This is a genomic window from Aeromonas taiwanensis, assembly GCF_000820165.1.
In the GTDB taxonomy this organism is placed as follows: domain Bacteria; phylum Pseudomonadota; class Gammaproteobacteria; order Enterobacterales; family Aeromonadaceae; genus Aeromonas; species Aeromonas taiwanensis.
Genome location: NZ_CDDD01000106.1, coordinates 26,803 through 51,327, shown reverse-complemented (window position 1 = coordinate 51,327; position 24,525 = coordinate 26,803). Strand labels below are relative to the sequence as shown.

The 24,525-nt window shown below is 61.1% G+C and carries 26 protein-coding genes, 1 other RNA gene and 1 riboswitch; of the genes, 6 read left to right on the top strand and 21 right to left on the bottom strand.

Annotated features, from left to right (window positions below; translation table 11 throughout):
- Position 1 precedes the first annotated feature (1 nt).
- The 13 genes from fliGL to rsmI form a co-directional block, all read right to left on the bottom strand.
- Complete coding sequence (gene fliGL / locus BN1136_RS19320; RefSeq protein WP_043762697.1) at positions 2-1,030, bottom strand: lateral flagellar motor switch protein FliGL; 1,029 nt, start codon at positions 1,028-1,030, stop codon at positions 2-4.
- Positions 1,017-2,762, bottom strand: coding sequence for a lateral flagellar M-ring protein FliFL (gene fliFL / locus BN1136_RS19315; protein WP_081843858.1), 1,746 nt, complete (start codon positions 2,760-2,762; stop codon positions 1,017-1,019). The genes fliGL and fliFL overlap by 14 nt, the downstream gene beginning before the upstream one ends.
- 8 nt (positions 2,763-2,770) lie before the next feature.
- Positions 2,771-3,097, bottom strand: coding sequence for a lateral flagellar hook-basal body complex protein LfiE (gene lfiE, locus BN1136_RS19310; RefSeq protein WP_081843845.1), 327 nt, complete (start codon positions 3,095-3,097; stop codon positions 2,771-2,773).
- 11 nt (positions 3,098-3,108) lie between these two features.
- Positions 3,109-4,485 (bottom strand): sigma-54-dependent transcriptional regulator, encoded by a 1,377-nt coding sequence (locus BN1136_RS19305; protein WP_043762694.1) that lies wholly within the window; start codon positions 4,483-4,485, stop codon positions 3,109-3,111.
- A 138-nt stretch (positions 4,486-4,623) separates the two neighbouring features.
- Positions 4,624-4,711: riboswitch (cyclic di-GMP riboswitch) on the bottom strand.
- Positions 4,712-4,905: 194 nt separating this feature from the next.
- Positions 4,906-6,981, bottom strand: coding sequence for a lateral flagellar biosynthesis protein LfhA (gene lfhA, locus BN1136_RS19300; protein WP_043809100.1), 2,076 nt, complete (start codon positions 6,979-6,981; stop codon positions 4,906-4,908).
- A 3-nt stretch (positions 6,982-6,984) separates the two neighbouring features.
- Entirely contained in the window at positions 6,985-8,121 is a 1,137-nt protein-coding gene (flhB, locus tag BN1136_RS19295) for a flagellar biosynthesis protein FlhB (RefSeq protein WP_043764236.1), read from the bottom strand.
- A complete protein-coding gene (lfiR, locus tag BN1136_RS19290; protein WP_043764237.1) occupies positions 8,118-8,900 on the bottom strand; it encodes a lateral flagellar biosynthetic protein LfiR in 783 nt (260 codons plus the stop codon). The genes flhB and lfiR overlap by 4 nt, the downstream gene beginning before the upstream one ends.
- Complete coding sequence (fliQ, locus tag BN1136_RS19285; protein WP_041211832.1) at positions 8,897-9,166, bottom strand: flagellar biosynthesis protein FliQ; 270 nt, start codon at positions 9,164-9,166, stop codon at positions 8,897-8,899. Before fliQ ends, lfiR begins: the two co-directional genes overlap by 4 nt.
- Before the next feature lies 1 nt (position 9,167).
- Positions 9,168-9,902, bottom strand: coding sequence for a flagellar type III secretion system pore protein FliP (gene fliP / locus BN1136_RS19280; RefSeq protein WP_043809097.1), 735 nt, complete (start codon positions 9,900-9,902; stop codon positions 9,168-9,170).
- A complete protein-coding gene (gene lfiN / locus BN1136_RS19275) occupies positions 9,902-10,279 on the bottom strand; it encodes a lateral flagellar motor switch protein LfiN (RefSeq protein ID WP_043762679.1) in 378 nt (125 codons plus the stop codon). The genes fliP and lfiN overlap by 1 nt, the downstream gene beginning before the upstream one ends.
- Positions 10,280-10,286: 7 nt before the next feature.
- The gene (lfiM, locus tag BN1136_RS19270) at positions 10,287-11,159 is read right to left on the bottom strand and encodes a lateral flagellar motor switch protein LfiM (RefSeq protein WP_167332239.1); all 873 of its coding nucleotides are present in this window, start codon (positions 11,157-11,159) and stop codon (positions 10,287-10,289) included.
- 228 nt (positions 11,160-11,387) lie between these two features.
- Positions 11,388-11,773, bottom strand: an RNA gene (rnpB, locus tag BN1136_RS19530) — RNase P RNA component class A.
- A 239-nt stretch (positions 11,774-12,012) separates the two neighbouring features.
- The gene (gene rsmI / locus BN1136_RS19265; RefSeq protein ID WP_043762678.1) at positions 12,013-12,846 is read right to left on the bottom strand and encodes a 16S rRNA (cytidine(1402)-2'-O)-methyltransferase; all 834 of its coding nucleotides are present in this window, start codon (positions 12,844-12,846) and stop codon (positions 12,013-12,015) included.
- 79 nt (positions 12,847-12,925) lie between these two features.
- Here rsmI and BN1136_RS19260 point away from each other — a divergent pair, with 79 nt between their 5' ends.
- From BN1136_RS19260 to dolP, 4 genes are read left to right on the top strand one after another with little or no spacing between them, the layout of a single operon-like run.
- Entirely contained in the window at positions 12,926-14,836 is a 1,911-nt protein-coding gene (locus BN1136_RS19260) for a penicillin-binding protein activator (RefSeq protein ID WP_081843844.1), read from the top strand.
- Entirely contained in the window at positions 14,754-15,149 is a 396-nt protein-coding gene (locus BN1136_RS19255) for a YraN family protein (protein ID WP_081843843.1), read from the top strand. The genes BN1136_RS19260 and BN1136_RS19255 overlap by 83 nt, the downstream gene beginning before the upstream one ends.
- Positions 15,150-15,158: 9 nt before the next feature.
- Positions 15,159-15,749 (top strand): D-sedoheptulose-7-phosphate isomerase, encoded by a 591-nt coding sequence (locus BN1136_RS19250; protein WP_010675848.1) that lies wholly within the window; start codon positions 15,159-15,161, stop codon positions 15,747-15,749.
- A gap of 4 nt (positions 15,750-15,753) precedes the next feature.
- Entirely contained in the window at positions 15,754-16,332 is a 579-nt protein-coding gene (gene dolP, locus BN1136_RS19245; protein WP_043762671.1) for a division/outer membrane stress-associated lipid-binding lipoprotein, read from the top strand.
- A gap of 44 nt (positions 16,333-16,376) precedes the next feature.
- On the opposite strand, the gene BN1136_RS19240 is transcribed toward dolP, so the two are convergent.
- From BN1136_RS19240 to zapE, 8 genes are all read right to left on the bottom strand, one after another.
- Positions 16,377-16,808 (bottom strand): ClpXP protease specificity-enhancing factor, encoded by a 432-nt coding sequence (locus BN1136_RS19240; protein ID WP_043762670.1) that lies wholly within the window; start codon positions 16,806-16,808, stop codon positions 16,377-16,379.
- The gene (sspA, locus tag BN1136_RS19235; protein ID WP_039040485.1) at positions 16,805-17,434 is read right to left on the bottom strand and encodes a stringent starvation protein SspA; all 630 of its coding nucleotides are present in this window, start codon (positions 17,432-17,434) and stop codon (positions 16,805-16,807) included. Before sspA ends, BN1136_RS19240 begins: the two co-directional genes overlap by 4 nt.
- An 87-nt stretch (positions 17,435-17,521) precedes the next feature.
- Entirely contained in the window at positions 17,522-18,256 is a 735-nt protein-coding gene (locus tag BN1136_RS19230; RefSeq protein ID WP_043762666.1) for a cytochrome c1, read from the bottom strand.
- Positions 18,253-19,470: a cytochrome b gene (locus tag BN1136_RS19225; protein WP_043762664.1), complete on the bottom strand. Its 1,218-nt coding sequence runs from the start codon at positions 19,468-19,470 to the stop codon at positions 18,253-18,255. Before BN1136_RS19225 ends, BN1136_RS19230 begins: the two co-directional genes overlap by 4 nt.
- A gap of 2 nt (positions 19,471-19,472) precedes the next feature.
- Positions 19,473-20,063 carry a ubiquinol-cytochrome c reductase iron-sulfur subunit gene (gene petA / locus BN1136_RS19220; RefSeq protein ID WP_043762663.1) on the bottom strand — a complete coding sequence of 197 codons (591 nt, stop codon included), beginning with the start codon at positions 20,061-20,063 and terminating at the stop codon, positions 19,473-19,475.
- A gap of 298 nt (positions 20,064-20,361) precedes the next feature.
- Positions 20,362-20,754, bottom strand: a complete 393-nt coding sequence (gene rpsI, locus BN1136_RS19215; protein ID WP_005336286.1) for a 30S ribosomal protein S9 — start codon at positions 20,752-20,754, stop codon at positions 20,362-20,364.
- Between the two features lie 14 nt (positions 20,755-20,768).
- Positions 20,769-21,197 carry a 50S ribosomal protein L13 gene (rplM, locus tag BN1136_RS19210; protein WP_005336289.1) on the bottom strand — a complete coding sequence of 143 codons (429 nt, stop codon included), beginning with the start codon at positions 21,195-21,197 and terminating at the stop codon, positions 20,769-20,771.
- A 266-nt stretch (positions 21,198-21,463) separates the two neighbouring features.
- A complete protein-coding gene (gene zapE / locus BN1136_RS19205) occupies positions 21,464-22,558 on the bottom strand; it encodes a cell division protein ZapE (protein WP_043762661.1) in 1,095 nt (364 codons plus the stop codon).
- A gap of 139 nt (positions 22,559-22,697) precedes the next feature.
- On the opposite strand from zapE, the gene BN1136_RS19200 reads away from it, so the two are divergent.
- Both BN1136_RS19200 and BN1136_RS19195 read left to right on the top strand, forming a co-directional pair.
- On the top strand, positions 22,698-23,078 hold the full coding sequence (locus BN1136_RS19200) for a Z-ring associated ZapG family protein (protein WP_043762660.1): 381 nt from the start codon (positions 22,698-22,700) through the stop codon (positions 23,076-23,078).
- A gap of 81 nt (positions 23,079-23,159) precedes the next feature.
- Positions 23,160-24,518 (top strand): Do family serine endopeptidase, encoded by a 1,359-nt coding sequence (locus BN1136_RS19195; RefSeq protein ID WP_043762658.1) that lies wholly within the window; start codon positions 23,160-23,162, stop codon positions 24,516-24,518.
- The last annotated feature ends 7 nt before the right edge of the window (positions 24,519-24,525 follow it).

Sequence of the window (24,525 nt, the reverse complement as noted above, 5' to 3'; positions counted from 1 at the left end):
GTTAGCTGACAGTGGGCTCTTCGAACAGCTGGAACTCGATCTCGCCCTGCTCCACCAGTTCCCGCACCAGCTGCATCACCTCTTCCCGGGCCTGCTCCACCTTGCGCAGGGAGACGCTGCCCTGATCCTGGATCTGGGCCTCCAGCGCCTGCGCCATCCGCTTCGGCATGGCCCCCAGCACCACCTTGCGAAAGCCTGCCTCGGTATTCTTCAGGGCCAGGGCCAGCAGATCCGCCGGCAACTCCTGCACCAGGCGCTGCAGGGTGTCGTCGCTCTGGCGACGCAGGGCCATGAAATCGAACATGTTCTTCTCGATCTCCAGGGCCATCTCGCCGTCATGCTCCCGCAACAGGCTGAGCATCTGCTCCTTGTTTCCCTGATAGCGGTTGAGGATGTCGGCCACCTGGCGTACCCCGTTGACCTTGGCACCGGACTGATCGGCCACATAGGCGAGGCAGCGATCCAGGGTCAGCCGCAGCTCCCCGAGAACGTGCTCGCTGACCGAGCTGAGGCTCGCGACCCGCACCAGCAGATCGTCGTGAACCGACCCCGGCAGGGCGTCCAGCACCGCCGAGGCGGTCTGGGGGGGCAGGAAGGCGAGCAGCACCGCCTGCATCTGTGGGTGCTCGTTGCGGAAGAAGCGGGCCAGCACATCCGCCGGGACCCACTGCAGACGCTGGATGTCCTGGCTCATCGCATCCCCGTAGAGGCTGTCGAGCAGGCTGCGGGAGAGGCGCTGGCCGAGGGCCAGATCCAGGGTCTGCTCCAGGTATTCCCGCGAGGCGCTGCCGATGCCGCTCTGCTCGCGATACTGGTCGAAGAACTGCTGCAGGGTCCACTTGGCTTCGATGGAGCTCACGCCGGAGAGGCCGGCCATCTTGGAGATGAGGCGCTGCACCTCGTCCCGCGACAGCTTCTGCATCACCTTGGCGGCCGCCTCCGTTCCCATGCTCAGCAGCAGGATGGCGGCCTTCTCGAGGTTGTCGATGTCGATATCGACCGCGTTCTGATTCAGATTACCGTTGCTCATTGCCGCTCACCCATTGTCTGACCACTTCCGCCACCCGGGCCGTGTCCTTGTCCACCAGCAGTTGCAGGTGCTTGAGCTGGACCTCCAGCTCGGACCCCGGCTCCGGCAGCGCCTCGAGATCCAGGGAGGAGAACTGAGGCTCCAGCCTGTACTCGGGCTGTTGCAGGCTATTGCCGGAGGAGGACGGTTCATGTTCCTCATCCCCTTCCCGCCGCATGGAGAGACCCACGGCAGGTTCCCGATCCTCGTCCAGCTCCTGTCCGGGCTCGGTGTCAGGATATTGCTGGGTACGCACCAGGTGCTTCACCAGGGGACGAATGCCGAAGAAGACCAGGGTCAGCCCCAGCAGTCCGCCCACCAGGTAGCGCAGGGAATCCTGCCAGTAGGGGGTCTCCAGCCAGCTCGACTCCGGCGGTGTCACCGGCACGGCGCCGTTGAAATCGAACACCTGCAGGCTGATCTGGTCGCCACGGGCGCTGTCAAAGCCGACCGAGCGCTCCACCATCTGGCGGATCTGCTCGAGCTGCTCCGCGCTCCACCCCTCCTTGGGGCCGATCTGCTGGTTGAGCAGGATGGAGACGTTCATCCGCTCCAGTCGCCCCTGCTGATAGCGGGTATGCACTATGGTGCGGCTGTTCTCATACTGCTTGCTGACTTCCTGGCGCTCGGTTCGGGTGTCGTTCTTGGCAGGTTCCTGCGCCTTGTTCTCCTCGGTGGCGGCCTGATCGGTCTGGGGCGCCGTTTCCGGGGGACGGTTGGAGAGGGCACCAGGAATGCCGAGGGCCAGGGCGTCTATGGTCTTGTCGGATTTGTTGGATTCCCTGGTCACCACCCCGTTGGGATCGAGCTGCTGCTGGGTCTCCTCCACCGCGTTGAAGTTGACGTCTGCTGCGATCTGCACCCGGAAGTTGCCGGTGCCCAGCATGGGGTAGAGCATGTCGTTGGCCCGCTGGCGGATGTACTGCTCCAGCTTGCGCACGTACTCCATCTGCTGGACGCTCTGCTTGCCGAAGCCCGCCTTGTCACCCAGCTCCGCGCTCAGCAGCTGGCCGCTCTGATCCACCACGGTCACGGCGCCGGGCTTCATGCCGGAGATGCTGCCCGCCACCAGGTTGGCGATCGCCTCTACCTGGCCCGGCTCCATGGACTGGCCCGGCTGCAGATCCAGCATCACGGAGGCGCTGGGCTTCTCCTCGTCACGGCCGACAAACAGGGTTCGCTTCGGGATGGCCAGATGCACCCGGGCACTGCGCACCGCATCCAGGGAGATGATGGTTCTGGCCAGCTCCCCCTCCAGGGCGTGGCGGTAACGCGCCCCTTCCATGAATTCGCTGGTGCCAAGACCGGTGACACTGTCCAGCCCCTCCAGGCCCGCCGGCATGGCGGCCCGGACGCCGCGGGCCGCCAGCGCCATACGGACATGGGCAAGCTGGCTCTCAGGCACCAGGATCTGTCCCGAGCTCTTCTCGAGCCGGAACGGCACCTGCTCTTTCTCCAGCATCTCCATGATGTTGGCGGTGTCGTAGAGTTCCTGCTTGCCGTAGAGCGGCACGTAGTTCTTGCTGGAGGTCCAGAGGATCACCACTATGGTGGCGGCGACCACCGCAGCCAGCAGCGCTATGGTCAGAATGGATTTGTTGTCCCGGGAGAGGGTGCGCCAGTTGCGCATCCCTTCCTGTACGCGGGCGATCAGGGAGCCTGACGCAGGTGAAGAGGATACCAATTCAGTCATCACCAACCTCAGAGCGGCATGCGCATGATGTCATCGAAGCCGGTCATCAGTTTGTTGCGCACCTGCATCAGGGCGGAAAAACTGAGGCCTGCCTTCTGGCTGGCCACCATGGCCCCCACCAGATCGTCACTCTGCCCCGCATCGACGGCGGTCATTAGGCTGGAGGCGATGTTCTGCTGTTCGTTGACCCGGCCGACGACGTCACGCATGGCGTCGCCGAACGAGACGGCAGACGCCTCGTTTGGCTCGATGGCAGGGGGTTGACTGGCGACTCGCTGCATTTCCTGCATCTGCTGCAGGAGTGTCACCTGTGATGACATGATCTCAATCTTCACTCGGTTATCCCTTAGTTTTGTATCTGCTGCTCGACATCGATGCCCTGCTCGCGCATGGCAGCCAGCTTGTATCTAAGTGCCCGGGTCGTCATCCCGAGGGCTTCTGCCGTGCGTGTCCGGTGGCCACGGAAACGGCGCAACGTCTCAAGAACGAATTGAAATTCGGCATGCCGCTTGGTCTCGTTGAGCCCCTCCGGGGCCGCGAGTGTCTGCGGTAGCGGGGTGTCGGCTTCAGCTGCGTAATGGGGCAGCATCAAATCGACGGCCTGAATATGCAATCCGCGAGCCATAATTAGCGCCCGCTGGATGACGTTATCCAGTTCGCGCACATTGCCTGGCCAGTCATAGGAGAGCAGCTGCTGGCGGGCGCTCTCGCTGAGGCGATAACCCTGCTGTGCGGCATAACGCTCGATGAAGTACTCCGCCAGGGGCAGGATGTCATCCTGCCGTTCTCTCAAGGCGGGCCAGCTCATGGGCAGCACGTCCAGCCGGTAGAAGAGGTCCTCGCGAAATTCGCCCCGCACCACCAGCTCCCGCAGATCCCGGTTGCTGGCAGCGATGATGCGCACGTCCAGCGCGATCACCTGATGGCTGCCCAGCCGTTCGACCTCCTTCTCCTGCAGCACCCGCAGCAGCTTGGCCTGCAATGCTAGCGGCAGCTCGGAGATCTCGTCGAGCAGCAGGGTGCCCCCCTGGGCCAGCTCGAACTTGCCCTGCTGACTGGCTGTCGCGCCAGTGAAGGCACCCTTGCTGTGACCGAAGAGAATGGACTCGAGCATGGCCTCCGGGATGGCCGCACAGTTGATGGCCACGAAGGGCTTGGCCGCCCGGCTGGACATCTCGTGGATGTAGCGGGCAAGCCGCTCCTTGCCCGTCCCCGACTCGCCACCGATGAGGATGGTGGCCGAGGTCTTGGCAGCCCGGCGGGCGAGCTGCAGCACCTGCAGGCTCTGGGGGGAGGTGGCGATCAGGTTGGGGATGGCCTGGCGCAGACGCAGGGCGCCCCTGACGACGTCGAGGATCTGTCGCTGGCTGAAGGGTTTGATGATGTAGTCGATGGCACCGGCCCGCATGGCCTCGGCCGCCAGATAGGCCTGATGTTCATTGACCAGGATGACGCAGTCGGTTCCCGCCAGCGTCTGCACCATGGCAGGGCCGGCTTCTGTCATGACGGCCATATCGAGCAGAATAAGATCAACGCAGTGGTTCGAAATAAAATGTTTGGCCTGCGTCACAGAATCCTGATGGGTAATTCGATAACCGGCATTCAATAATATTTGCCCAACATGGTTTCCATTTGGTGACAATGAGGAGACCAATAATAAATGAGCATGGGTTCCAATATCGACCGATACTGAATTTTCCTTGATAGAAATATCAGAAAACATATTATCCCGAACCTGTGATTGCACATGAATCAATCAACAGAACCGACAGCTGAAAAATTAAGACATACAAAGACAGAGCAGCGCTTCTAATTGAGCGCTTGCCCTATATCTTCATAAAAACAAGGCGAGAATCATGGCCTTGGCAACCCCGCTATCATTAGCATCAATGCTGTTAGACCGGAGGCTTTGCGTCCTGACTTTTCAGTTCAGTTTGCCTTTATCATGCGACGACCCGTATTTGGATGGCATGGCTTGGTGATCCTTCAAGCCATGAGACACACCTGATTGTTTGTATTTTGTTATTTAATCGTCAGTATGTGTCGCGTCAAAAACCGTCACATCATAACGGCTTTATATGACAATTCAAGCAGATATGCGGAATAGTCACTTCCTGCCGGCAGAGAATAAGGCAATTCAACTTCAGCCCAACGTGCCAATTACCTCAACCCGCAGCTCTTCCGGTATTTCATTGTACGAGATCACTTTGAGCCCCTTCGAGAAGGAGCGGGCATAGCGGGCGATCAGGGGCCTGAGCTGGGGCATCACCACCAGCACAGGGGGGTATCCCTGCTGCTGCAACTGCTCCTTCACCAGCGGCATGTTTTGCTGCAGCTGTGCCAGCAGCTGGGGATCCACCGGGAAGCTGTCCAGCTGGATCTTCCCCTGCTGCTGGGATTGGCTCATCGCCGTCAGCAGGGTCTGCTCCAGCCGATCATCCAGGGTGAAGGCCCCCAGTACGTCGCGGGAACCTATCGCCTGTCTGACGATCTGCCGTTTCAGTGCGCAGCGCACATCGGATGCCAGCAGGACGGGATCCTTGGTCAGCTCGCTCGCATCCAGCAAGGTGGTGGCGATGGTGCGGATGTCGGTGAGGCTGATCTGCTCCTTGAGCAGCTGGCGGAAGACCCGTAGCTGCTGCATCTGGGTCAGGGCCAGATTGAGCTCCTCCGCCAGACGGGGAGACTGGGTGGCCAGATGCTGGCCCAACTTGCCCACCTCGTCATGACCGAACAGGCTGTCGAGCTGCTCCCTGAGCAGCTTGCTGGCATGGGTCGCGATGACGGTGGCGGAATCCACCACCGAGTAACCCAGGTTGAGGGCCTTGGCCTTGTTGTCCGGCGAAATCCAGACCGCGTTCATGCCGTAGGCGGGATCCTGGGTCAGCTCGCCATCCAGCGCGCCGTAGGTCTCCCCGCTGCTGATGGCCATCAGCCGCTGGCAGTCCACGTTGCCCGAGGCCAGGGCGATGCCGGAGAGCTTGATGCGATACTGATCCGGCTGCAGTTGCAGGTTGTCACGCACCCGGATCTCGGGTAGCAGGAAGCCATACTGCTCGGAGAGCGTCTTGCGGATGCCTCGCACCCGGGCGAGCAACTCGGCCCCCTTGTCCGCCTCCGCCAGGGGGACCAGCCGATAGCCGAGTTCGATGGCAACCGTGTCCACCGGCGGCAAGTCCTGCCACTCCAGCCCCTGGGGCTCCGGCTGTACCATCTGGCGTGTCAGCGCCTCTGCCGCATCCAGCGCCGGATCCTGGGCCCGGCGCTGGCTGACGCTCCAGCCGGTCCAGGCCAGTACGGCCGCGAAGCTGAGGAAGGCCAGCATGGGCATGCCGGGAACCAGGCCCAGGATCAGCATGATGGTCGCCGCCGTGTAGATCACACGAGGGGAGGCGAGGATTTGCTGGCCGACCTGATCCGACATCTCCCCCTCGTCGCTCACCCGGGTGACGATGATGGCGGCGGCGGTGGACATCAGCAGGGAGGGGATCTGGGCGACCAGGCCGTCACCTATGGTGAGCAGGGCATAGATACGAAACGCATCGGAAACCGGCAGGGAGTGCTGGAAGATGCCGATGGCCAGCCCCCCTACCAGATTGATGATGAGCACCAGCAGGCCGGCGATGGCATCGCCACGAACGAACTTGGAGGCCCCGTCCATGGCGCCGTAGAAGTCCGCCTCCCTGGCGATCTCCTCCCGCCTAGCCCGGGCCTGGTGCTGATCCAGGGTCCCCGCATTGAGGTCGGCGTCGATGGCCATCTGCTTGCCCGGCATGGCGTCCAGGGTGAAGCGGGCGGAGACTTCGGAGATACGCTCCCCCCCCTTGGTGATCACCACGAAGTTGATGATCATCAGGATCACGAAGACCACCAGACCGACCACGTAGTTGCCCCCGATGACCACCTCGCCGAAGGCCTGGATCACCTTGCCGGCGGCCTCGTTGCCCTCATGACCGTGCAGCAGCACGACCCGGGTGGAGGCAACGTTGAGGGACAGTCGCATCAGGGTGGCGACCAGGAGCACGGTGGGGAATACGGAGAAGTCCAGCGGACGGCGGGCCGAGACGGAGACCAGCAGCACCAGCACCGCCAGCACGATGTTGAAGGTAAACAGGGCGTCCAGCAGCCAGCCCGGCAGAGGCAATATCATCATTGCCAGGATGGCCAGCAGCATCATGGGGATTGCGGTATAGGATTGGGTCAATACACGCCAGTTCACAACTTACCTCTCAGGTTGACGTAACTCGGGCGGCACGTGCAAGGGGGCAAGGGGGTTGGGTCTCTTGCCCTTGCCAGCCTCATAGGCCCGTAGCTGCAATACATGATTCAATACATAGGCGACTGCGGTGTAGAGACCCGCCGGCACTTCCTGATCCACCCGGGTGGAGTAGTAGATGGCCCGGGTCAGCTCGGGCAGGCTCATCACCATCTTGCCGTGCTGCCCGGCCACCTCGCGGATCCGCTCCGCCATGCTGTCCACCCCCTTGGCAATCACATAGGGAGCGTTGGCACGCTCGGGATCGTACTTGATGGCCACCGCGTAATGGGTCGGGTTCACGATGATCACGTCGGCCTGGGGCACCCGCTGCTCAATGCGGGCTCGTGCCAGCATGCCCTGCACCTGGCGGATCCTCGCCTTGATCTCCGGACGCCCCTCGCTGTTCTTGTGCTCGTCCTTGACCTCTTGCTTGGTCATCTTCAGCTGCTTGCTCAGGGACCAGCGCTGGTAGGGCACATCCAGCACGGCGATCAGCATCTGCACACTGCCTAGCAAGATAAATGCCTGGGAGAGGATCCGCAGCGCCTGTTCCATGGCGGCCTGGGGCGGCATGCGGTTCATCATCATCAGGGTGGGCCACTGGTGCTCCAGCATCAGGGCCAGGGTGCCGCCGATCAGCAGCACCTTGAGGAGGGATTTCAGCAGCTCCATCAGGCTGTGGGTCGAGAACATCCGCTTGAGGCCCTTGAGCGGATTGAGCTTCTCCCCGCTCGGCATCAGCTTCTTCCAGACCAGCACCATGCCGCCGGGGACGGCGCCGAGGAGGACCAACAGCAGGGCGAGCAGACCGAACAGCGGCAGCAGGACCCACAACATGCCGATCAGCGCATCCGCGGTCCAGTGGATCATCATCTGGGGATCCCGGGGCCCCTGCCAGTTGAAGCGCTGGGGCTGCTTCATCAGCTCGGCAAAGAAGAGGCCGAAGCTTGGCACCATCCACTGCATGGCGAGACCGCCGATGAGCAGCAGACCGGCGGAGCTCAGCTCCTTGGAGCGTGCTATCTGGCCCTCTTCCCGCGCCTTGCGCAGTTTCTGGGAAGAGGCCTCTTCGGTCTTGTCCTGGGCGCTGTGCTGGCTCATGTCGGCGTCAGGGCCCTGAGCTGGGCCAGCACGTGGGAGACCAGATCCAGATAGCGAGCCGGCACCCCGCTGATGGAGATGGCCATGGTGAGCAGCCCCAGCAGCAGCGTCATGGGGAAGCCCAGGGAGAAGATGTTCAGGGAGGGGGCCGTGCGGTTCAGCACCCCGAAGGTGAGGTTGACCATCAGCATGGCGACCACGGCGGGCAAGGTCAGGATGAGGGCAGCCCCTATGCTCCAGCCAAAGAGCCCGACGACGCCTTTCATGTCGAGAGCATAGAGCGAGGTGCCCGGCGGCCAGGTGTGCAGGCTCTGCACCAGCACATCCAGAGTCACCAGATGGCCGTTGAGCCCAAGGAACAGCAGGGAGCAGAAGATCAGCATGATCTGGCTGACGATGGGGGCCGTGTCCCCGTTGGAGGGGTCATTCATCACCGCCATCCCCAACCCCATCTGCATGGAGAGGATCTGGCCCGCCATGGTCATCACCATGAACAGCATCTGGATGCAGAGCCCGAACAGCAGACCAAACAGCAACTGCTCCAGGGTCAGCACCAGCATGCCGACGCTGAAGGGATCCAGCACCGGCATGCCTTTCATCATGGGGGCGATCATGAGACTGATGACGAACGCCAGCAGGAGACGGACCTGGGCCGGCACCCGCCCATCACCGAAGACCGGCATCACCCAGAAGGCCGCCGCGATGCGAGCGAAGGGCCACCACCACTGTCCCAGCCAGGCGGTCAGCTCGGCCGCACTGAACGACAGCAGGGAGTTCATCCTATGAGCCCGGGAATCTTCTGGAACAGGTCGGCAAACAGGGTGGTGATCTGCGACAGCAGCCAGTTTCCCGTGAAGATGAGCGTCAGCAGGGTCACGATGAAACGGGGCAGGAAGCTCAGGGTCTGCTCCTGGATCTGGGTCGCCGCCTGAAAGATGCTGACCACCAGCCCGACGATGAGGCCGGGCACGATCAGCACGGAGACCATGATGACCACCAGATTCACGGCGCCCCCCACCAGGGCCACACTCTGCTCGGGGGTCACGTCAGCCTCCCCCGCCGAAACTGGCCGCCAGGGTCCCGACCGTCATGGACCAGCCATCCACCAGCACGAAGACCATCAGCTTGAACGGCAGCGAGATGATGAGGGGCGAAAGCATCATCATCCCCATGGCCATCAGCACGCTCGCGACCACGAGATCGATGACCAGGAAGGGGATGAACAGCATGAAGCCAATCTGGAAAGCGGTGTTCAGCTCGCTCAGCACGAAGGCGGGCAGCAGCACGCCGAAGGGGACCTCGCTCTTGGCGAGGGTGGTCGGCTCGCCGGAGATGCGCAGCATCTGCTCCAGATCCGGCTCCCGGGTCTGTGCCAGCATGAACTGGCGCAGCGGTTTCTCGGCCCGGGCAACCCCCTCCGTCAGGGTGATCTCGTCCTGGTCATAGGGCACGAAGGCGTGCTGGTACATGTCGGTCCAGACCGGCCTCATGATCACCAGGGTCAGGATCAGGCTGATGCCGATCAGCACCCGGTTCGGCGGGCTCTGCTGCAACCCCAGAGCCTGGCGCAGTATGGCCAGCACTATGATGATCCGGGTGAAACTGGTCATCATCAGCAGCAGGGTCGGCAGCAGACCCAGCAGGGTCATGAAGAAGAGGATCTGCAGCTTGATGCTGTAATCCTCTCCCCCGGTCTCGCTGGGCGAGACCGAGAACAGCGTCATGTCCGCGCCCCAACCCGGCAGCGCGAACAGCAGCAGGACAACCGCCAGATAGCGCATCAGTCGTTCATGCCACCCAGCAGCTTGGTGTCGACCACGTCCACCAGACGCAGGCCGTATTTGCCGTTGACCACCACTACCTCACCCCTGGCCAGCAGGCGGCCGTTGACGCGCACATCCAGCGGCTCGCCGGCCAGCTTGTCCAGCTCGATGACGGCGCCCTCTTCCACCTTCATCAGCTCGCCCAGAGCGACTTCGGTGCTGGCCACTTCCAGCGTCACCTTGACCGGGATCTGGTGGAAAAATGAGAGATCCCGCTGCTTGGTGCTGCTGGTCGGTGCCATGTAGTCGGCCGCGCTCGGCATGCTGATGTCGTCACCAAACAGCTGATCCAGGCCATCCAGATCCAGCGGGTCATTCATATTGTGCTCGTTCACGATTCGACTACTCCTCTACCACTGCTGCAACCTGATACACCAGGCTGCCTTTATGTTCAGCAATGCGTCCATTGAAACAGGGGCGGTGGCCGATCAGGGCCGGCACCACCTCGGGTAAATCCAGCGAGAGCACGTCTCCCACCTTGAGGCACTCCAGGTCGGCCAGGGTCATGGACATCTGCCCCATGACCACCCGCAGCCGTACCGGCACCTGAGTCAGTGCCTGCTCCAGCTGCGCTGGCTGCACGCTCTGACCACCGATGCTGAGGGTCTCCTCGGGGGGCGCCAGCCAGAACTGCCAATCATGCTGGCGGCCCCCCGCCAACATGCCGGCCTGCGCCACCCAGAGCCGGCTGGCCGGCAGCGCATCCCGGGTAGTCAGGGCCAGTTGCCAGGCGAGATCCCCCTGACCCTGGCAGGCGGACCAGATCTCCACCTGGTACTGGCAGAGTCGCAGCAGCAGGCGCTGCTCGGTATCTGTCAATCCCCTGCCATGGGCGGCCACGGTTCCCTCGTGTTGCAGGGAGCCGCCGAAGAACAGCACGGCGAGCCGATAGATGACGGCGGGATCGATGGCAAAGTAGGTGATGCGCTGGGCATCCAGGGGGGTACGGGCCTCGACCCAGATCAGGTGATCGTCCTGCTCCTGCGGGAATGCGGAGGCAAAATCCTGGTAACCCAGATCGCAATCCGCCGCATTGAACAACTGGGCCATACAGCCCGAGGCCTGCTGGGAAAACGCGCTGAGTTGGGCATTGAGCTGCTTGAGACGTGCCTGATTGGCACGCTCGACGCCCAGCAGATCATATTGGGGAAGAGCTCTGCCCCGCTCGGCACTGAGCAGCCGGGCAGGTGTGAGCATTACGCCGCTTGATGACATTACAAAACCACCTTTGCCATTTTCATCTCGTCCTGCTGCCATGTCGCGACTCTCATCAGGCCGGCCGCGTGACTGATACCAATAGTTCAGCCGATACAGAGCGACCGAAACGGGCGAGAACTTTATTACAAAACCCCAAAAGGCGCCACGCGGGGGTCTGACAAGCCGAAAATAAAAATCCCGGCACCAGAGGTGCCGGGATTTTAAGGTAATTGCTTACCTGAAGTAGGTCGGAGTCGGCCTGTAAGCCGGGTTCTGTTCCGGGTTGCCCCGGTAGCAATCATTCCTCTAGGCCAGCAATCGCTCGCTGGCTCAAGCAACCTACCCGCCCCCAACGCGGGCCGCGCCAATAGGGGCCTATTTGGTCTTGCTTCGGGTGGAGTTTACCGTGCCACGAACTGTTGCCAGTCGCGCGGTGCGCTCTTACCGCACCCTTTCACCCTTACCTGATCCCTTGCGGGCCATCGGCGGTCTGCTCTCTGTTGCACTGGTCGTAGGCTCGCGCCCCCCAGGCGTTACCTGGCACCCTGCCCTATGAAGCCCGGACTTTCCTCCCCTCCGCCCGTCTGTCCCGAGGGACACAACGACGAAGCAGCGATTGCCCAGCCAACTCCGAGGCGCGGATTATAGCCCCGTGATACCGGCGGGGTAAACCGGCAATTCCCGTTTGCAGCAATTTATCCTGTGCCAGAGCCAGCTTACGCCTCCTTGGCGGCCAGCGGCCTCCCGTCGAAAGCATCGGGGGCACCTCTGCTCGCCGTGATGGAAGCAGATTCCTCTCCTACCCCGCGAGCCCGGTATCGGGGCCGAGCAGGACAAGAGCCCTCCGCACACGAGGGGTCCACAGCCTGTCTCAGTGGTGCTCCAGGCCGTATTTGTAGAGGGCGTTCTTCTTCACCCCGTGGATCTCGGCGGTCAGTGCCGCCGCCTTCTTGAGTGGCAGCTCGGCCACCAGCAGCCCCAGGGTGCGGATGGCCTCCGCCGGCAACTCCTCTTCTACCTTGCTCGCTCCCGCCACCACCAGCACGATCTCGCCACGGCAGCGATTCTCGTCCTCGCCGAGCCAGGTCAGCATCTCGGAGGCAGGCAGACCGTGGATGGATTCGAAGGTCTTGGTCAGCTCGCGGCACACCACCACCTGGCGTTCACCGAGGATGCGAGCGATGGCTTCCACCGTCTCCTGCACCCGGCGCGGCGACTCGTAAAAGACCAGGGAGCGGGTGTCCTCGATGACGGCCTGCAGGCGATCGTCGCGCCCCTTGGCCTTGGCAGGCAGGAAGCCTTCGAAGGCAAAACGGTCAGTGGGCAGGCCGGCAGCACTCAACGCCGTGATGGCGGCGCAGGGACCCGGCAGCGGCACAACCCTGACCCCGGCCTCGCGACAGCGGGTGACCAGATGATAACCGGGGTCGCTGATGAGCGGGGTGCCGGCATCCGAGACCAGAGCGACGCTCTTGCCCTCCTTGATCCGGCCGATCAGCACATCCGCCTTCTGCTGCTCGTTGTGGTCATGCAGGGCAAAGGTCGGCACCGAGATCTGGTAGTGACCGAGCAGGATGCCGGTGTGCCGGGTATCCTCGGCAGCCACCAGATCGACACGGCGTAAAATGTCCAATGCGCGCTGGGTGATATCCGCCAGATTGCCGATCGGGGTAGGGACTATATACAGGGTTGGGATGTCACTCATGGGATCTCCGAGTGCCCCGACAATTGTGTCGTCATATTGGCCCGTTTACACTATGAGGAATTTCAACACTGGTCGGGGAATGAACTTGAACCGGGTTACAAAGCAGCTAAGTGTATCACGACTCTTCGGCATCATACTCGCGGCAGTACTGCTCGCCGCCTGTGCGTCGGAGCCCAATCAACCTTCGGGTCAGCCCGGCATGCCGTCGGCCTTCTCGGATCTGACCAAGAATGCCCAGTGGTATCTGGAACAGGTCGACCCCGCCAAACCGGCGGAAGCCTTCGTCTGGCAGGTGATGGCCGCCCGCAGCTACCTTGCGCTCGGTCAGGCCAAGCCTGCCGCCGCCCTGTACCAGCAGTTGCAGAAGCAGGCCCAGAGCCCGGAACAACAGGCGCAGCTGCAACTGTTGCAGGCGCATCTGCTGCTCGCCCAGGGCAATGCCAACCAGGCACTCATCCTGCTGGAGGGCAAGCCGGACGTGGTGCTGGATGCCGATACCCAGAAGGACTGGTACCGCCAGCGCGTGGTGCTGCAACTGGACATCAACAACAAGTTCGGTGCCGCCAAGTCGCTGATCCTGCTGGAACCCTACCTGGCCAAGAATGAGCTTTCCACCAACCATCAGCAGATCTGGTCCCTGCTCAAGAGCATGACCCCCTCCACCCTGCAAGCCCTGGAAGAGGCGCCGGCTCCCGACGTCACCACCGGCTGGCTACGGCTGGCTGCCCTGGTGAACGAGTTTGGCGCCCAGCCAAGCCAGCTCTCCCGCCAGCTAGCAGGGTGGAAGCAGAGCTTCCCCAACCACCCGGCACAGAGTGACATGCCGGCCGGCCTTGGCGATCTTGCCACCACGAGCAGCGGCACGCTGCAGCAGGTCGCCGTCTTCCTGCCGCTCTCTGGCAACCTGGAGGCGCAGGGCGCCGCCATCCGCAACGGCATGCTGATGTCCTACAAGGAGAATCAGGGGCAATTCACCCTGAACTTCTACGACACCCAGGGCAAGGCGATGGGGGACCTCTACAAGCAGGCGATCCAGGAAGGGGCCAACATGATCATCGGCCCGCTGCTCAAGGATCAGGTCGAGGATCTGCTCAAGTCCAACCCGACCGTGCCGGTACTGGCGCTGAACGAGCTGGACAAGCCGATCGTCAACGACAACACCTTCTACTTCTCTCTCTCTGCCGCCGCCGACGCGAGCCAGGCCGCGCAGTATCTCTACGGCCAGGGTTATCGCAAACCCCTCTTGATCGCCGCACAGGGCCGTATTGGTTACAGCAGCATCAAGGCGTTTGAGCAGGCCTGGGCCGGCGTCAGCCAGGAGAAGCCGGTGGTCGCTACCTTCGGGGCACGCAACGAGGTGCAGGGCATGGTCAAGAATGCCCTGAGCGGTCGCTCCACCGCCCGCGCCGGGGAGATCGTCCAGCTTTCGGATGCCGCGCCGCGCAGTATCGATGCCGTCTACGTGGTGGCCAACAGCCTGGAGACACGGATGATCAAGCCCTACGTGGATATCTCGGTCAATCCCATGGGCAGCCTGCCCATCTACAGCAGCTCTCGCGGCTATGACAGCGGGGCGACCGAGGTCGCCTCCGAACTTAACGGCATGCACATCTCCGACATGCCGCTGATCCTGGGCAGCTACGAGAAGGAGCGTGAACAGATTGCACTTCTCTGGCCGCAAACCCAGGGGGATCTGCTGCGTCTGTTCGCCCTCGGCTACGATGCGGTCAGCCTGGCTGACAACCTGCCGCAGATGCGCCAGGTCAACGCCATGCAACAGCCGGGCATGAGCGGCCAGCTGAGCGTGGATCCTCAGGGCAACATCGTGCGCGTGCTGGAGTGGGCCACCTATCAGAATGGCAAGCTGGTCAGCGACACCGCCTTGCCCCAGCTGGAGGACGCGACCCATGAAGAGGTTACTGACACAGCTGCACCAGCAGTGGTTGAACCTGTTGCCATCGGCAGCGACGAGCAAGGGACAGCTCTTTGAGCAGGTAGCGGAACGCTGGTTGCAGGCCCGCGGCCTGCAACCCGTGACCCGCAACTACCGCTGCCGCGGTGGTGAAATCGATCTTGTCATGCGCCAGGGGGATACCCTGGTGTTTGTCGAGGTCAGATATCGTGCTCACGCCAGCCATGGCGGGGCCGCCAGCTCGGTCACCCGGCGCAAGCAGCACAAGATCGTGCTGGCCGCCCGCCACTATTTCAAGCAACATGCCATCAATGAGGCCAGCCAGGCCTGTCGATTCGATGTGATCGCGTTCGAGGGCGACCAGCCGGACTGGATCCAGAACGCGTTTTAAGAGGACCCCATGACAGATCCCATCAAAGAGAATTACACCGAGAGCATCCAGACCAAGATAGCCGCCGCCGAGGCGCTGCCGGACGCCATCCACACCGCGGCCCAGATGCTGACCATCTGTCTGCTCAATGGCCACAAGGTGATGGCCTGCGGCAACGGCCCCTCCTCGGCGCTGGCACAGCTGTTCATCTCCGAGCTGGTGAACTGCTATGAGACGCCCCGCCCCTCCCTGCCTGGCCTGGCCCTGACACCGGACATGGCCACCATCAGCGCCATCGCCACGGATCACGGTTTCGAAGAGGTGTATGCCAAGCAGATCCGGGCTCTGGGTCAGCCCGGTGACATACTGGTGGTCATCACCACCACGGGCAACAGTCGCAGCCTGATCAAGGCGGCCGAGGCGGCCCTCTCCCGCGACATGACCATCATAGTGCTGGGTGGCGGGGACGGAGGAGAAATCGCCGGCCTGCTCGGCCCCAATGACGTGGAGATCCGCGTCCCCTCCGCCCGTCGCCCCCGCATTCTGGAAGTGAATCTGTTGACCCTGCACTGCCTCTGTGATCTCATCGACCAGACTCTTTTCCCGCAACAGGAAGATTGAAACCATGAACAAGAAGATACTGGTGCTTGGCCTGCTGACCGCCTCTCTGCTGCTGCAGGGCTGTGCTGCCGTCGTGGTGGGGGGCGCCGCCGGGACCGCCAAGGCGTCCGGTGATCGCCGCACCCTGGGTGCCCAATGGGACGATCAGGCCATCGAGCTGAAGGCGGCCAACCTGCTGGCCGACAACAAGCCCCTTAGCGCCGCCAGCAAGATCAGCGTCTACAGCAACAATGGCCGCGTCCTGCTGGTCGGCCAGACCCCCTCCGACACCTACAAGCAGGAAGCGGGCAAGATAGTGGCTCGTATCGAAGGGGTGCGCCACGTCTACAACGAGCTGCGTCTCGGCAAGCCGGTGAGCATCGGGGTGCGCAGCAACGACACCTGGATCACCTCCAAGGTGCGGGCCGACATGCTGGCCGCCAAGAACTTCGACAGCGCCAAGGTCAAGGTCGTCACCGAGAACAGCGAGGTGTTCCTGATTGGCCTGGTGACCCGCCAGGAGGGGGATCAGGCCGTGGAGATAGCCCGCCACGTCAGCGGCGTGAGGCAGGTGATCAAGGCCTTCGAGTTCGCCCAGAACTGATCATGCAGGGGATGTAAAAAACGCAGCCAGGAGGCTGCGTTTTTTTATTTGATGACTTTCAGCGTCGGACGGCCCGACGGGCGCGGTGGCTCCGATTCGGGCTCGGGCTGCGCCGTGGCCTCAGCCTGCTCCAGCCAGAGATCGTAACCCGGCTCCGGCGGGAACAGGGTGCCCACGCCGTTCTCCCGGGCATGGATGGCCAGAATGGCCGCCATCGGGATATAGACCTGCTGCGACACACCACCGAAGCGGGCGTTGAAGCTGACGGCCTCATTGTCCATGTGGAACTGGCCGACGGCTCGGGGAGCGATGTTCAGGACGATCTGACCATCCTGCACAAACTGCATCGGCACCATCACATGGGGAATGTTCGCATTGACCACCAGATGGGGAGTCAGATCGTTATCCAGCAACCAGTCAAAAAACGCCCGCAGCAGATACGGGCGACTGGGAGTCATTGTCGGTTCCATGCTCATACGCCGGCACGGATCTCGCGCTCGGCTTCGGTCAGGGAGGCCTGGAAAGACTCACGTTCGAACAGACGCACCATGTAGGCCTTCAGCTCCTTGGCGCCACGACCGGTGAAGTCGATGCCCAGGCTCGGCAGACGCCACAGCAGCGGAGCCATGTAGCAGTCGACCAGACCGAACTCTTCACTCATGAAGTAAGGCATCTCGCCGAAGATGGGGGCGATGGCCAGCAAGTTGTCACGCAGCTCGGCGCGGGCGGCTTCGGTATCGGTGCCTGCCATGATCTTGTCGGCCAGCGAGTACCAGTCCAGCTCGATGCGATGCATCATCAGACGGCTGTTGCCACGCGCCACCGGATAGACCGGCATCAGGGGCGGATGCGGGAAACGCTCGTCCAGATACTCCATGATGATGCGCGAGGTGTACAACGCCAGTTCGCGATCCACCAGGGTCGGCACAGTGTTGTACGGGTTCAGCTCGGCCAGCTCGTCCGGCAGGTTGGCAGGATCAACCTGGCAGATATCCACGCTAACACCCTTCTCCGCCAGGACAATGCGCACCTGATGGCTGAACATATCGTTGGCACCGGAAAACAGCGTCATTACCGAACGCTTATTGGCAGCTACAGCCATTGAACCCTCCCGTCATTAAAAAGCAGAAACGGCAATGAAGCATGTCTGTCTTCATTGCCGTGCGTCATATTACTCCGATCTGGTCGCTTAGTGAACGTCGCGCCAGAACTCCTTCTTCAACAGCACAGTGAAGATGAAGAAGATAGCGATGAAACCGAGTACCCAGAAACCCATGCGTTCGCGCTCCTGCTGCACCGGCTCAGCCGAGTAGACCAAGAAGTTTACCAGATCCAGCACCGTCTGATCATATTCTTCATTGTTCATTTCACCGTTGCCGTCAGATTTGATGCTGGCAACCTGCTGGACATCGACGCCATCGACCTTGTGGGTCGCGAATTCTGCACGGGGCGTCCCCTGCAGCGGCTCCAGCACATGGGGCATGCCCACCGACGGGAAGACAGCGTTGTTTACCCCGAACGGCCGGGTCTCATCCACATAGAAAGAGCGCAGATAGGTATACACCCAGTCGGCCCCCCGCACCCTGGCCACCAGGGTCAGGTCGGGCGGCGGCGCACCGAACCAGCGCGCCGCGTCCTTCTCGGACATGGCGCTCTTCATCAGATCGCCGATCTTGGCGCCTGTGAAGATCAGGTTCTCCTTCATCAACTCTTCCGGAATGCCGATGTCGGCTGCCACCCGGTTGTAACGTTGATACTGGGTGGAGTGGCAACCGGCGCAGTAGTTCATGAAGGTGGTAGCCCCCCTTTGCAGGGATGCCTTGTCACTCAGGTCATATTCCGCCTTGTCGAGCGGGAAGCCACTGCCTGCGGCCAACACCAGGCCGGGCAGAAGGGCCAGCACTGCAAACATTATTCTTTTCATTTGAATGTCACCCTCTCCGGCAGCGGCTTGGTGCTCTCATTCTTGCTGTAGAAGAACAACAGGACGAAGAACCCGAAATAGCCCAGTGAACAGACCTGTGCGATCAGGGTCAGTGTCGGAGTCGATGGCAGCACGCCCAGCACCCCCAGGATGATGAAGCAGACCACGAACTGGGCGATATTCAACTTGTGCAGGGTGCTGCGATAGCGCACCGAACGCACCTTGCAGCGATCCAGCCAGGGCAGCAGGAACAGCACCACGATGGAGAGGCCCATCATGATGACCCCGAGCAGCTTGTCCGGAACCGCGCGCAGGATGGCGTAGAAGGGAGTGAAGTACCAGACCGGGGCAATGTGCTCCGGAGTCTTCAGACCGTTCGCCACCTCAAAGTTCGGCTTCTCGAGGAAGTAGCCCCACATATCCGGCTTGAAGAAGATGATGGCGCAGAACAGGAACAGGAAACCTGCCACCCCGATCATGTCCTTGACCGTGAAGTAGGGGTGGAAAGCCACCGCATCCAGCGGCCAGCCTTTTTCATCCTTGTGCTTCTTGATGTCGATGCCGTCCGGGTTGTTCGACCCCACCTCGTGCAGCGCCAGGATATGCATGGCCACCAGCATCACCAGTACCAGCGGCAGCGCAATGACGTGCAGCGCGAAGAAGCGGTTCAGGGTGGCACCGGAGATGACGTAGTCACCGCGGATCCACAAGGTCAGATCGTCACCGATGACCGGGATAGCGCCAAACAGCGAGATGATGACCTGAGCTCCCCAGAAGGACATCTGGCCCCATGGCAGCAGGTAACCCATGAAGGCTTCCGCCATCAGCACCAGGAAGATCAGCATGCCGAAGATCCACAGCAGCTCGCGCGGCTTCTGGTAAGAGCCGTAGATCATGCCGCGGAACATGTGCAGATAGACCACCACAAAGAAGGCGGAGGCGCCGGTGGAGTGCATGTAACGCAGCAGCCAGCCGTAATCCACATCCCGCATGATGTACTCGACGGAGGCAAAGGCGCCTTCCGCAGAGGGGTTGTAGTTCATGGTGAGCCAGATGCCGGTGATGATCTGGTTGACCAGCACCAGCATGGCGAGGGAACCGAAGAAGTACCAGAAATTCAGGTTCTTGGGAGCCGGATACTTGGCCATGTGATCGTTGTACATGGCCGTGAGCGGGAAACGATCGTCAATCCAGCCCATGAGTTTGGCAAACATGGTCAGGCCTCCTTGCCATCGGCACCCACCAGAATGGTGGTGTCGCTAAGAAATTGGTATGGCGGGATGACCAGGTTCAGCGGCGCAGGCACGCCCTGGAACACCCGACCGGCCATGTCAAACTTGGAACCATGGCATGGGCAGAAGAAGCCGGAGGTCACCCCTTGCACCTGTTCGCCGAAGCTGTCGGGCAGGTAGGAGGGGGAGCAACCCAGGTGAGTACAAATACCGACCGCCACGAAGATTTCCGGCCTGATGGATCTGTAGCCATTGTGGGCATAGTCCGGTTGTTGTGGCTCGTCGGAGGCAGGATCTCGCAACTTGTCGTCGTGTGCGGCCAGGGCATCCAGAGTCTGCTTGGTGCGCTTCACCACCCAGACAGGCTTGCCACGCCACTCGACCCGGATCAGCTGACCCGGCTCCAACTTGCTGATATCCACCTCTACCGGTGCCCCCGCCGCCTTGGCTTTGGCACTCGGATTCCATGACTTTATAAACGGCACTGCGGTAAAAGCAGCTCCTACACCGCCAACGGCAACCGTTGACCAGGTAAGAAATCTGCGGCGACCGGTATCAACTGGCGCATTGCTCATCCAAAAACTCTCCCATGTGGACTCCGCTCATTCTTATAGTGTCCCCGTTTCCTATCTCCTCTCCCTGACAACTGCGGTGGAAGCGGAGTGGCAATTGACACAGAAAGACCATGGAAATTTTAAAGAAAAGATAACAATTTGACAAGAAAGGGAAGCGATGGGTAAAAACAATAAATACACAAATTTTTGTCTTTTGTGACGTGTGCTTAGCATTAGTGCATGGACTATTACCAATAAAAAAAGCCTGGCACATGGCCAGGCTTTTTTGACACTCGTGAGAGTGCGTACCAAAAGCGAATTAACGCTTGGAGTACTGCGGACGCTTACGCGCTTTGTGCAGACCGACTTTCTTACGCTCAACCTTACGGGCATCGCGAGTAACAAAGCCAGCTTTACGCAGTTCGGAACGCAGGGTCTCGTCGTACTGCATCAGAGCACGAGTGATACCGTGGCGGATCGCACCAGCTTGACCGGAGATGCCACCACCGTTAACGGTGATGTACAGATCCAGTTTCTCGGTCATCTCTACCAGCTCCAGCGGCTGACGAACTACCATGCGGGCAGTCGGACGGCCGAAGTATTGCTCCAGGGAGCGCTGGTTGATTACGATTTTACCGCTACCCGCTTTGATGAAGACGCGAGCAGTGGAGCTTTTGCGACGGCCGGTACCGTAGTATTGATTTTCTGCCATGTTGCCAGTTCCCGTTAGATATCCAGTACTTGAGGTTGCTGAGCAGCATGAGCGTGCTCTGCGCCTGCGTAAACTTTCAGCTTACGGAACATGGCACGGCCCAGCGGGCCCTTCGGCAGCATGCCCTTGACGGCAGCTTCGATTACCATTTCCGGCTTACGCTGAATCAGCTTGTCAAAGCTGATGGACTTGATACCACCCGGGAAACCGGAGTGAGCGTGGTACATTTTGTCGGTAAATTTCTTACCGGTTACGTGTACCTTCTCGGCGTTTACAACGATGATGTAGTCACCGGTGTCAACGTGCGGAGTGTACTCGGCTTTGTGCTTACCACGCAGACGAGCAGCGATCTCGGTTGCGATACGACCCAGAGTTTTACCTTCTGCGTCCACAATGTACCAGTCACGTTTTACGGTTTCTGGCTTGGCAACGAAAGTTTTCATTAAGTTAAACCCAATTACCTGTTACAGACCCAATTGCTTATGGGGGCTCTCCCACAAACAACAAACGATGGCCTACCTGTACCCCTTCGAATACAAGTAAAGCTTAAAGTGTTGCTGTCTTATCGACAGCTGTAACGTGGGCCGGGCGATTATAAGTGAAGTTGCCTTAAATATCACCTGCTAATTTCACTGCCATGAAGCTAGCAAATGTCGCCCGGCCCTACCTGCCGCAGATGCCCATCCGACTGGCAGGCGCGGTATTGTGACTAAGGAAGGTGCACTCTTGCAAGGTATTCGTGCGATTGCATCTCCTGGAGCCGTGAAAGACAGCGCTTGAATTCGAAATTCAGCAGGCCATCCCCGTATAGCTCGGCCATGGGCACCGATGCCGACAGGATGAGCTTCACGTGCCGCTCGTAGAACTCGTCCACCATGGCGATGAAGCGGCGGGCGGCATCGTCCGTGCCTGTGCCCATGGGCTGCACGTTGGCTAGCAGGACAGTGTGAAACTCCCGGGCCAGTTCGATGTAGTCCCCTTGGGATCGCGGGGTGCAACAGAGCTGTTCGAACTCCATGTAAAGCACCCCCTCCCCCATACCCAATACGCTCAGCTGGCGGTGGTTGACCTCCAGCACGGCGGTTGTCGCCTGCGCCATGCCGGTCAGTTGTCCGAAATAGCGATCCAGGTTGGTCCTGGCCTGCTGATCCAGCGGGAAATGGTAGATCTCCGCCTGCTCCAGCGTGCGCAAGCGATAGTCGGTGCCGCCATCCACGTTCAGAATTTCGCAATGGCGCTCGATGAGGGCAATGGCAGGCAGGAAGCGCGCCCGCTGCAGGCCGTTGCGATAGAGATCCTTGGGCGGGATGTTGGAGGTGGCCACCAGCACCACACCATGGCCGAACAGCTCCTGGAACAGGGTACCCAGCAGCATGGCATCCGTAATGTCGGAGACGAAGAACTCGTCGAAGCAAATGACATCGACCTCACTGGCCAGCTTGCTGGCGATGAGCTTGAGAGGGTCTGCCTGGCCGGTCAGTCCCTTGAGCTCGTCATGCACCCGGTGCATGAACCGGTGGAAGTGGACGCGCAGCTTGCGCTCTCCGTGCAGGCTGTCAAAGAAAGTATCCATCAGCCAGGTCTTGCCTCTGCCCACGCCGCCCCACATATATAACCCCTGGATGGGGTCGCGGCTCTTCGGCTTTTGCAGCCAGCCCAGCAGACCGCGGGATCTGGTCGGAGTCGGGCTGGCGCACAGATCCTGATAGAGTCGTTCCAGGCGGGTCACGGCCATTGCCTGGGCCGGGTCGGCCACAAAGCCGGGACGCTGCAAATCCTGCTGATATTTTTGCTGCGGGGTCATCCTGTAAACCGCCTCCAAGTCCCTGAATGAGGGACAAAATGGTATCACGCTCTCGGGGGGCACGGTATAGTGCCAGCGAGGCGTTGCGGTCAATCCGACCGTTTCAAATTCATCGATTTAGCTGTAACAAGGAGCTTCTATGACTCTGTTTAACGGGATCCTGCTGGCGATTGCCGCCCTGATCATCGGCGTAGTGATCGGCCGTTTCTCTGTCCGCAGCCGGGATGCCGGACGCCTGGAACAAGAACTGAAAAAGGCTCACAAGGAGCTGGAAAGCTATCAGGGCCAGATCACCACCCACTTCGCCGACAGCGCCGCCCTGATGGAGCAACTGGCCGAGCAGTACCAGACCCTCTATCGCCACATGGCAGAGCAGAGCAAGTTCCTGGCCAAGGTACAGGAGCCGCTGTTCCGCGAGCCCGAAGCGGAGGAGGCAAACGAAGCCACTTCCGGCGAGGAACCGGGTCAACCTCCCCGTGACTACGCGGGTGCCTCCGGTCTGCTCAAGCAACCTGGCTAGTCTCCGCTGGAACTAATTACGCCTTATCGTGGTCAGACCTTGACGATTGCACTGCAACTTTTTCTGGGAGCTGTTTCTCATATGCGTAAATCTCTTTCTGTATTCAGTGTCTTAGCCCTCAGTGTCGGTATCGCCATGTCCGCAGCACCGGCGCAAGCCGCCCTGCCCCTGCTGGCGAACAACCAGGAGATGCCAAGCCTGGCCCCTGTCCTCGAGCAGGTGACCCCTGCCGTGGTCAACATCTCCGTCTCTGGCAAGAAGATCACCCGCCAGCGCCTGCCGGAACAATTCCGCTTCTTCTTCGGTCCCAACATGCCTGACGAGCAGGTGAGCGAGCAGCCCTTCCAGGCGCTCGGTTCCGGCGTCATCATCGATGCCAAGAAGGGCTATGTGATCACCAACGCTCACGTGGTCCACGAGGCGGACGAGATCAAGGTCAACCTGAAGGATGGTCGTGAATATGCGGCCAAGAAGATCGGGGAAGACAAGCAGTCGGACATCGCCCTGCTGCAAATCAAGGCCGAGGATCTGGTGCAGATCAAGTTCGCCGACTCCGACGAGCTCCGCGTCGGCGACTACGCGCTGGCCATCGGCAACCCCTTCGGCCTGGGCCAGACAGTGACCTCCGGCATCGTCAGTGCGCTCGGTCGCAGCGGCCTGAACATCGAAAATCTGGAAAACTTCATCCAGACCGATGCGGCCATCAACTCCGGCAACTCCGGCGGCGCCCTGCTCAACCTGCGCGGGGAGCTGATCGGCATCAACACCGCCATCCTGGGTCCGAATGGCGGCAACATCGGTATCGGCTTTGCCATCCCGTCCAACATGGTGCGCGACCTGTCAGAGCAGATCGTGAAGTACGGTGAAGTGCGCCGCGGCCAGCTGGGGATCACCGGCACCGAGCTCACCTCCGAGATTGCCAAGACCTTCGGCTACAACAAGAAGGACGGCGCCTTCGTCAATCAGGTCATGCCTGATTCCGCAGCCGCCAAGGCGGGCATCAAGGCGGGCGACATCATCATCAGCATCGATGGCAAGCCTATCCGCTCCTTCGGTGAGCTGCGTGCCAAGATCGCCACCATGGGGGCCGACAAGCAGGTCTCTCTCGGCCTGATCCGCGACGGCAAGGAGCAGACCGTCAAGGTCACCCTGAAGAAGGCGGATGACAGCGAGATGCTTGCCAGCGCCCTGCACCCGGCTCTGGAAGGCGCCAAGCTCAGCACCATCACCGACCCCGTCACCGGCGTCGCCGTCTCCGACATCGATCCGCGCTCCCCTGCCGCCGCCTCCGGCCTGCAGAAGGGCGACATCATCATCGGGGTCAACCGCCTGCGTATCAACTCCATGGGCGAGCTCACCAAGGCACTGAAGAACAAGCCGGAAGTCCTGGCGCTGAACATCCAGCGCGGCGACTCCTCGCTCTATTTGGTGATCCGTTAAGTCCCTC

Excerpts from the sequence above, each read along its gene's own strand:
- fliGL (WP_043762697.1), bottom strand. The coding sequence starts at position 1,030 with ATGAGCAACGGTAATCTGAATCAGAACGCGGTCGATATCGACATCGAC.
- fliFL (WP_081843858.1), bottom strand. The coding sequence starts at position 2,762 with ATGACTGAATTGGTATCCTCTTCACCTGCGTCAGGCTCCCTGATCGCC.
- BN1136_RS19305 (WP_043762694.1), bottom strand. The coding sequence starts at position 4,485 with ATGTTTTCTGATATTTCTATCAAGGAAAATTCAGTATCGGTCGATATT.
- flhB (WP_043764236.1), bottom strand. The coding sequence starts at position 8,121 with ATGAGCCAGCACAGCGCCCAGGACAAGACCGAAGAGGCCTCTTCCCAG.
- lfiR (WP_043764237.1), bottom strand. The coding sequence starts at position 8,900 with ATGAACTCCCTGCTGTCGTTCAGTGCGGCCGAGCTGACCGCCTGGCTG.
- fliP (WP_043809097.1), bottom strand. The coding sequence starts at position 9,902 with ATGCGCTATCTGGCGGTTGTCCTGCTGCTGTTCGCGCTGCCGGGTTGG.
- lfiM (WP_167332239.1), bottom strand. The coding sequence starts at position 11,159 with ATGTCATCAAGCGGCGTAATGCTCACACCTGCCCGGCTGCTCAGTGCC.
- rsmI (WP_043762678.1), bottom strand. The coding sequence starts at position 12,846 with ATGAGTGACATCCCAACCCTGTATATAGTCCCTACCCCGATCGGCAAT.
- BN1136_RS19260 (WP_081843844.1), top strand. The coding sequence starts at position 12,926 with ATGAACTTGAACCGGGTTACAAAGCAGCTAAGTGTATCACGACTCTTC.
- BN1136_RS19255 (WP_081843843.1), top strand. The coding sequence starts at position 14,754 with ATGAAGAGGTTACTGACACAGCTGCACCAGCAGTGGTTGAACCTGTTG.
- BN1136_RS19250 (WP_010675848.1), top strand. The coding sequence starts at position 15,159 with ATGACAGATCCCATCAAAGAGAATTACACCGAGAGCATCCAGACCAAG.
- dolP (WP_043762671.1), top strand. The coding sequence starts at position 15,754 with ATGAACAAGAAGATACTGGTGCTTGGCCTGCTGACCGCCTCTCTGCTG.
- BN1136_RS19240 (WP_043762670.1), bottom strand. The coding sequence starts at position 16,808 with ATGAGCATGGAACCGACAATGACTCCCAGTCGCCCGTATCTGCTGCGG.
- sspA (WP_039040485.1), bottom strand. The coding sequence starts at position 17,434 with ATGGCTGTAGCTGCCAATAAGCGTTCGGTAATGACGCTGTTTTCCGGT.
- BN1136_RS19230 (WP_043762666.1), bottom strand. The coding sequence starts at position 18,256 with ATGAAAAGAATAATGTTTGCAGTGCTGGCCCTTCTGCCCGGCCTGGTG.
- BN1136_RS19225 (WP_043762664.1), bottom strand. The coding sequence starts at position 19,470 with ATGTTTGCCAAACTCATGGGCTGGATTGACGATCGTTTCCCGCTCACG.
- petA (WP_043762663.1), bottom strand. The coding sequence starts at position 20,063 with ATGAGCAATGCGCCAGTTGATACCGGTCGCCGCAGATTTCTTACCTGG.
- rpsI (WP_005336286.1), bottom strand. The coding sequence starts at position 20,754 with ATGGCAGAAAATCAATACTACGGTACCGGCCGTCGCAAAAGCTCCACT.
- rplM (WP_005336289.1), bottom strand. The coding sequence starts at position 21,197 with ATGAAAACTTTCGTTGCCAAGCCAGAAACCGTAAAACGTGACTGGTAC.
- zapE (WP_043762661.1), bottom strand. The coding sequence starts at position 22,558 with ATGACCCCGCAGCAAAAATATCAGCAGGATTTGCAGCGTCCCGGCTTT.
- BN1136_RS19200 (WP_043762660.1), top strand. The coding sequence starts at position 22,698 with ATGACTCTGTTTAACGGGATCCTGCTGGCGATTGCCGCCCTGATCATC.
- BN1136_RS19195 (WP_043762658.1), top strand. The coding sequence starts at position 23,160 with ATGCGTAAATCTCTTTCTGTATTCAGTGTCTTAGCCCTCAGTGTCGGT.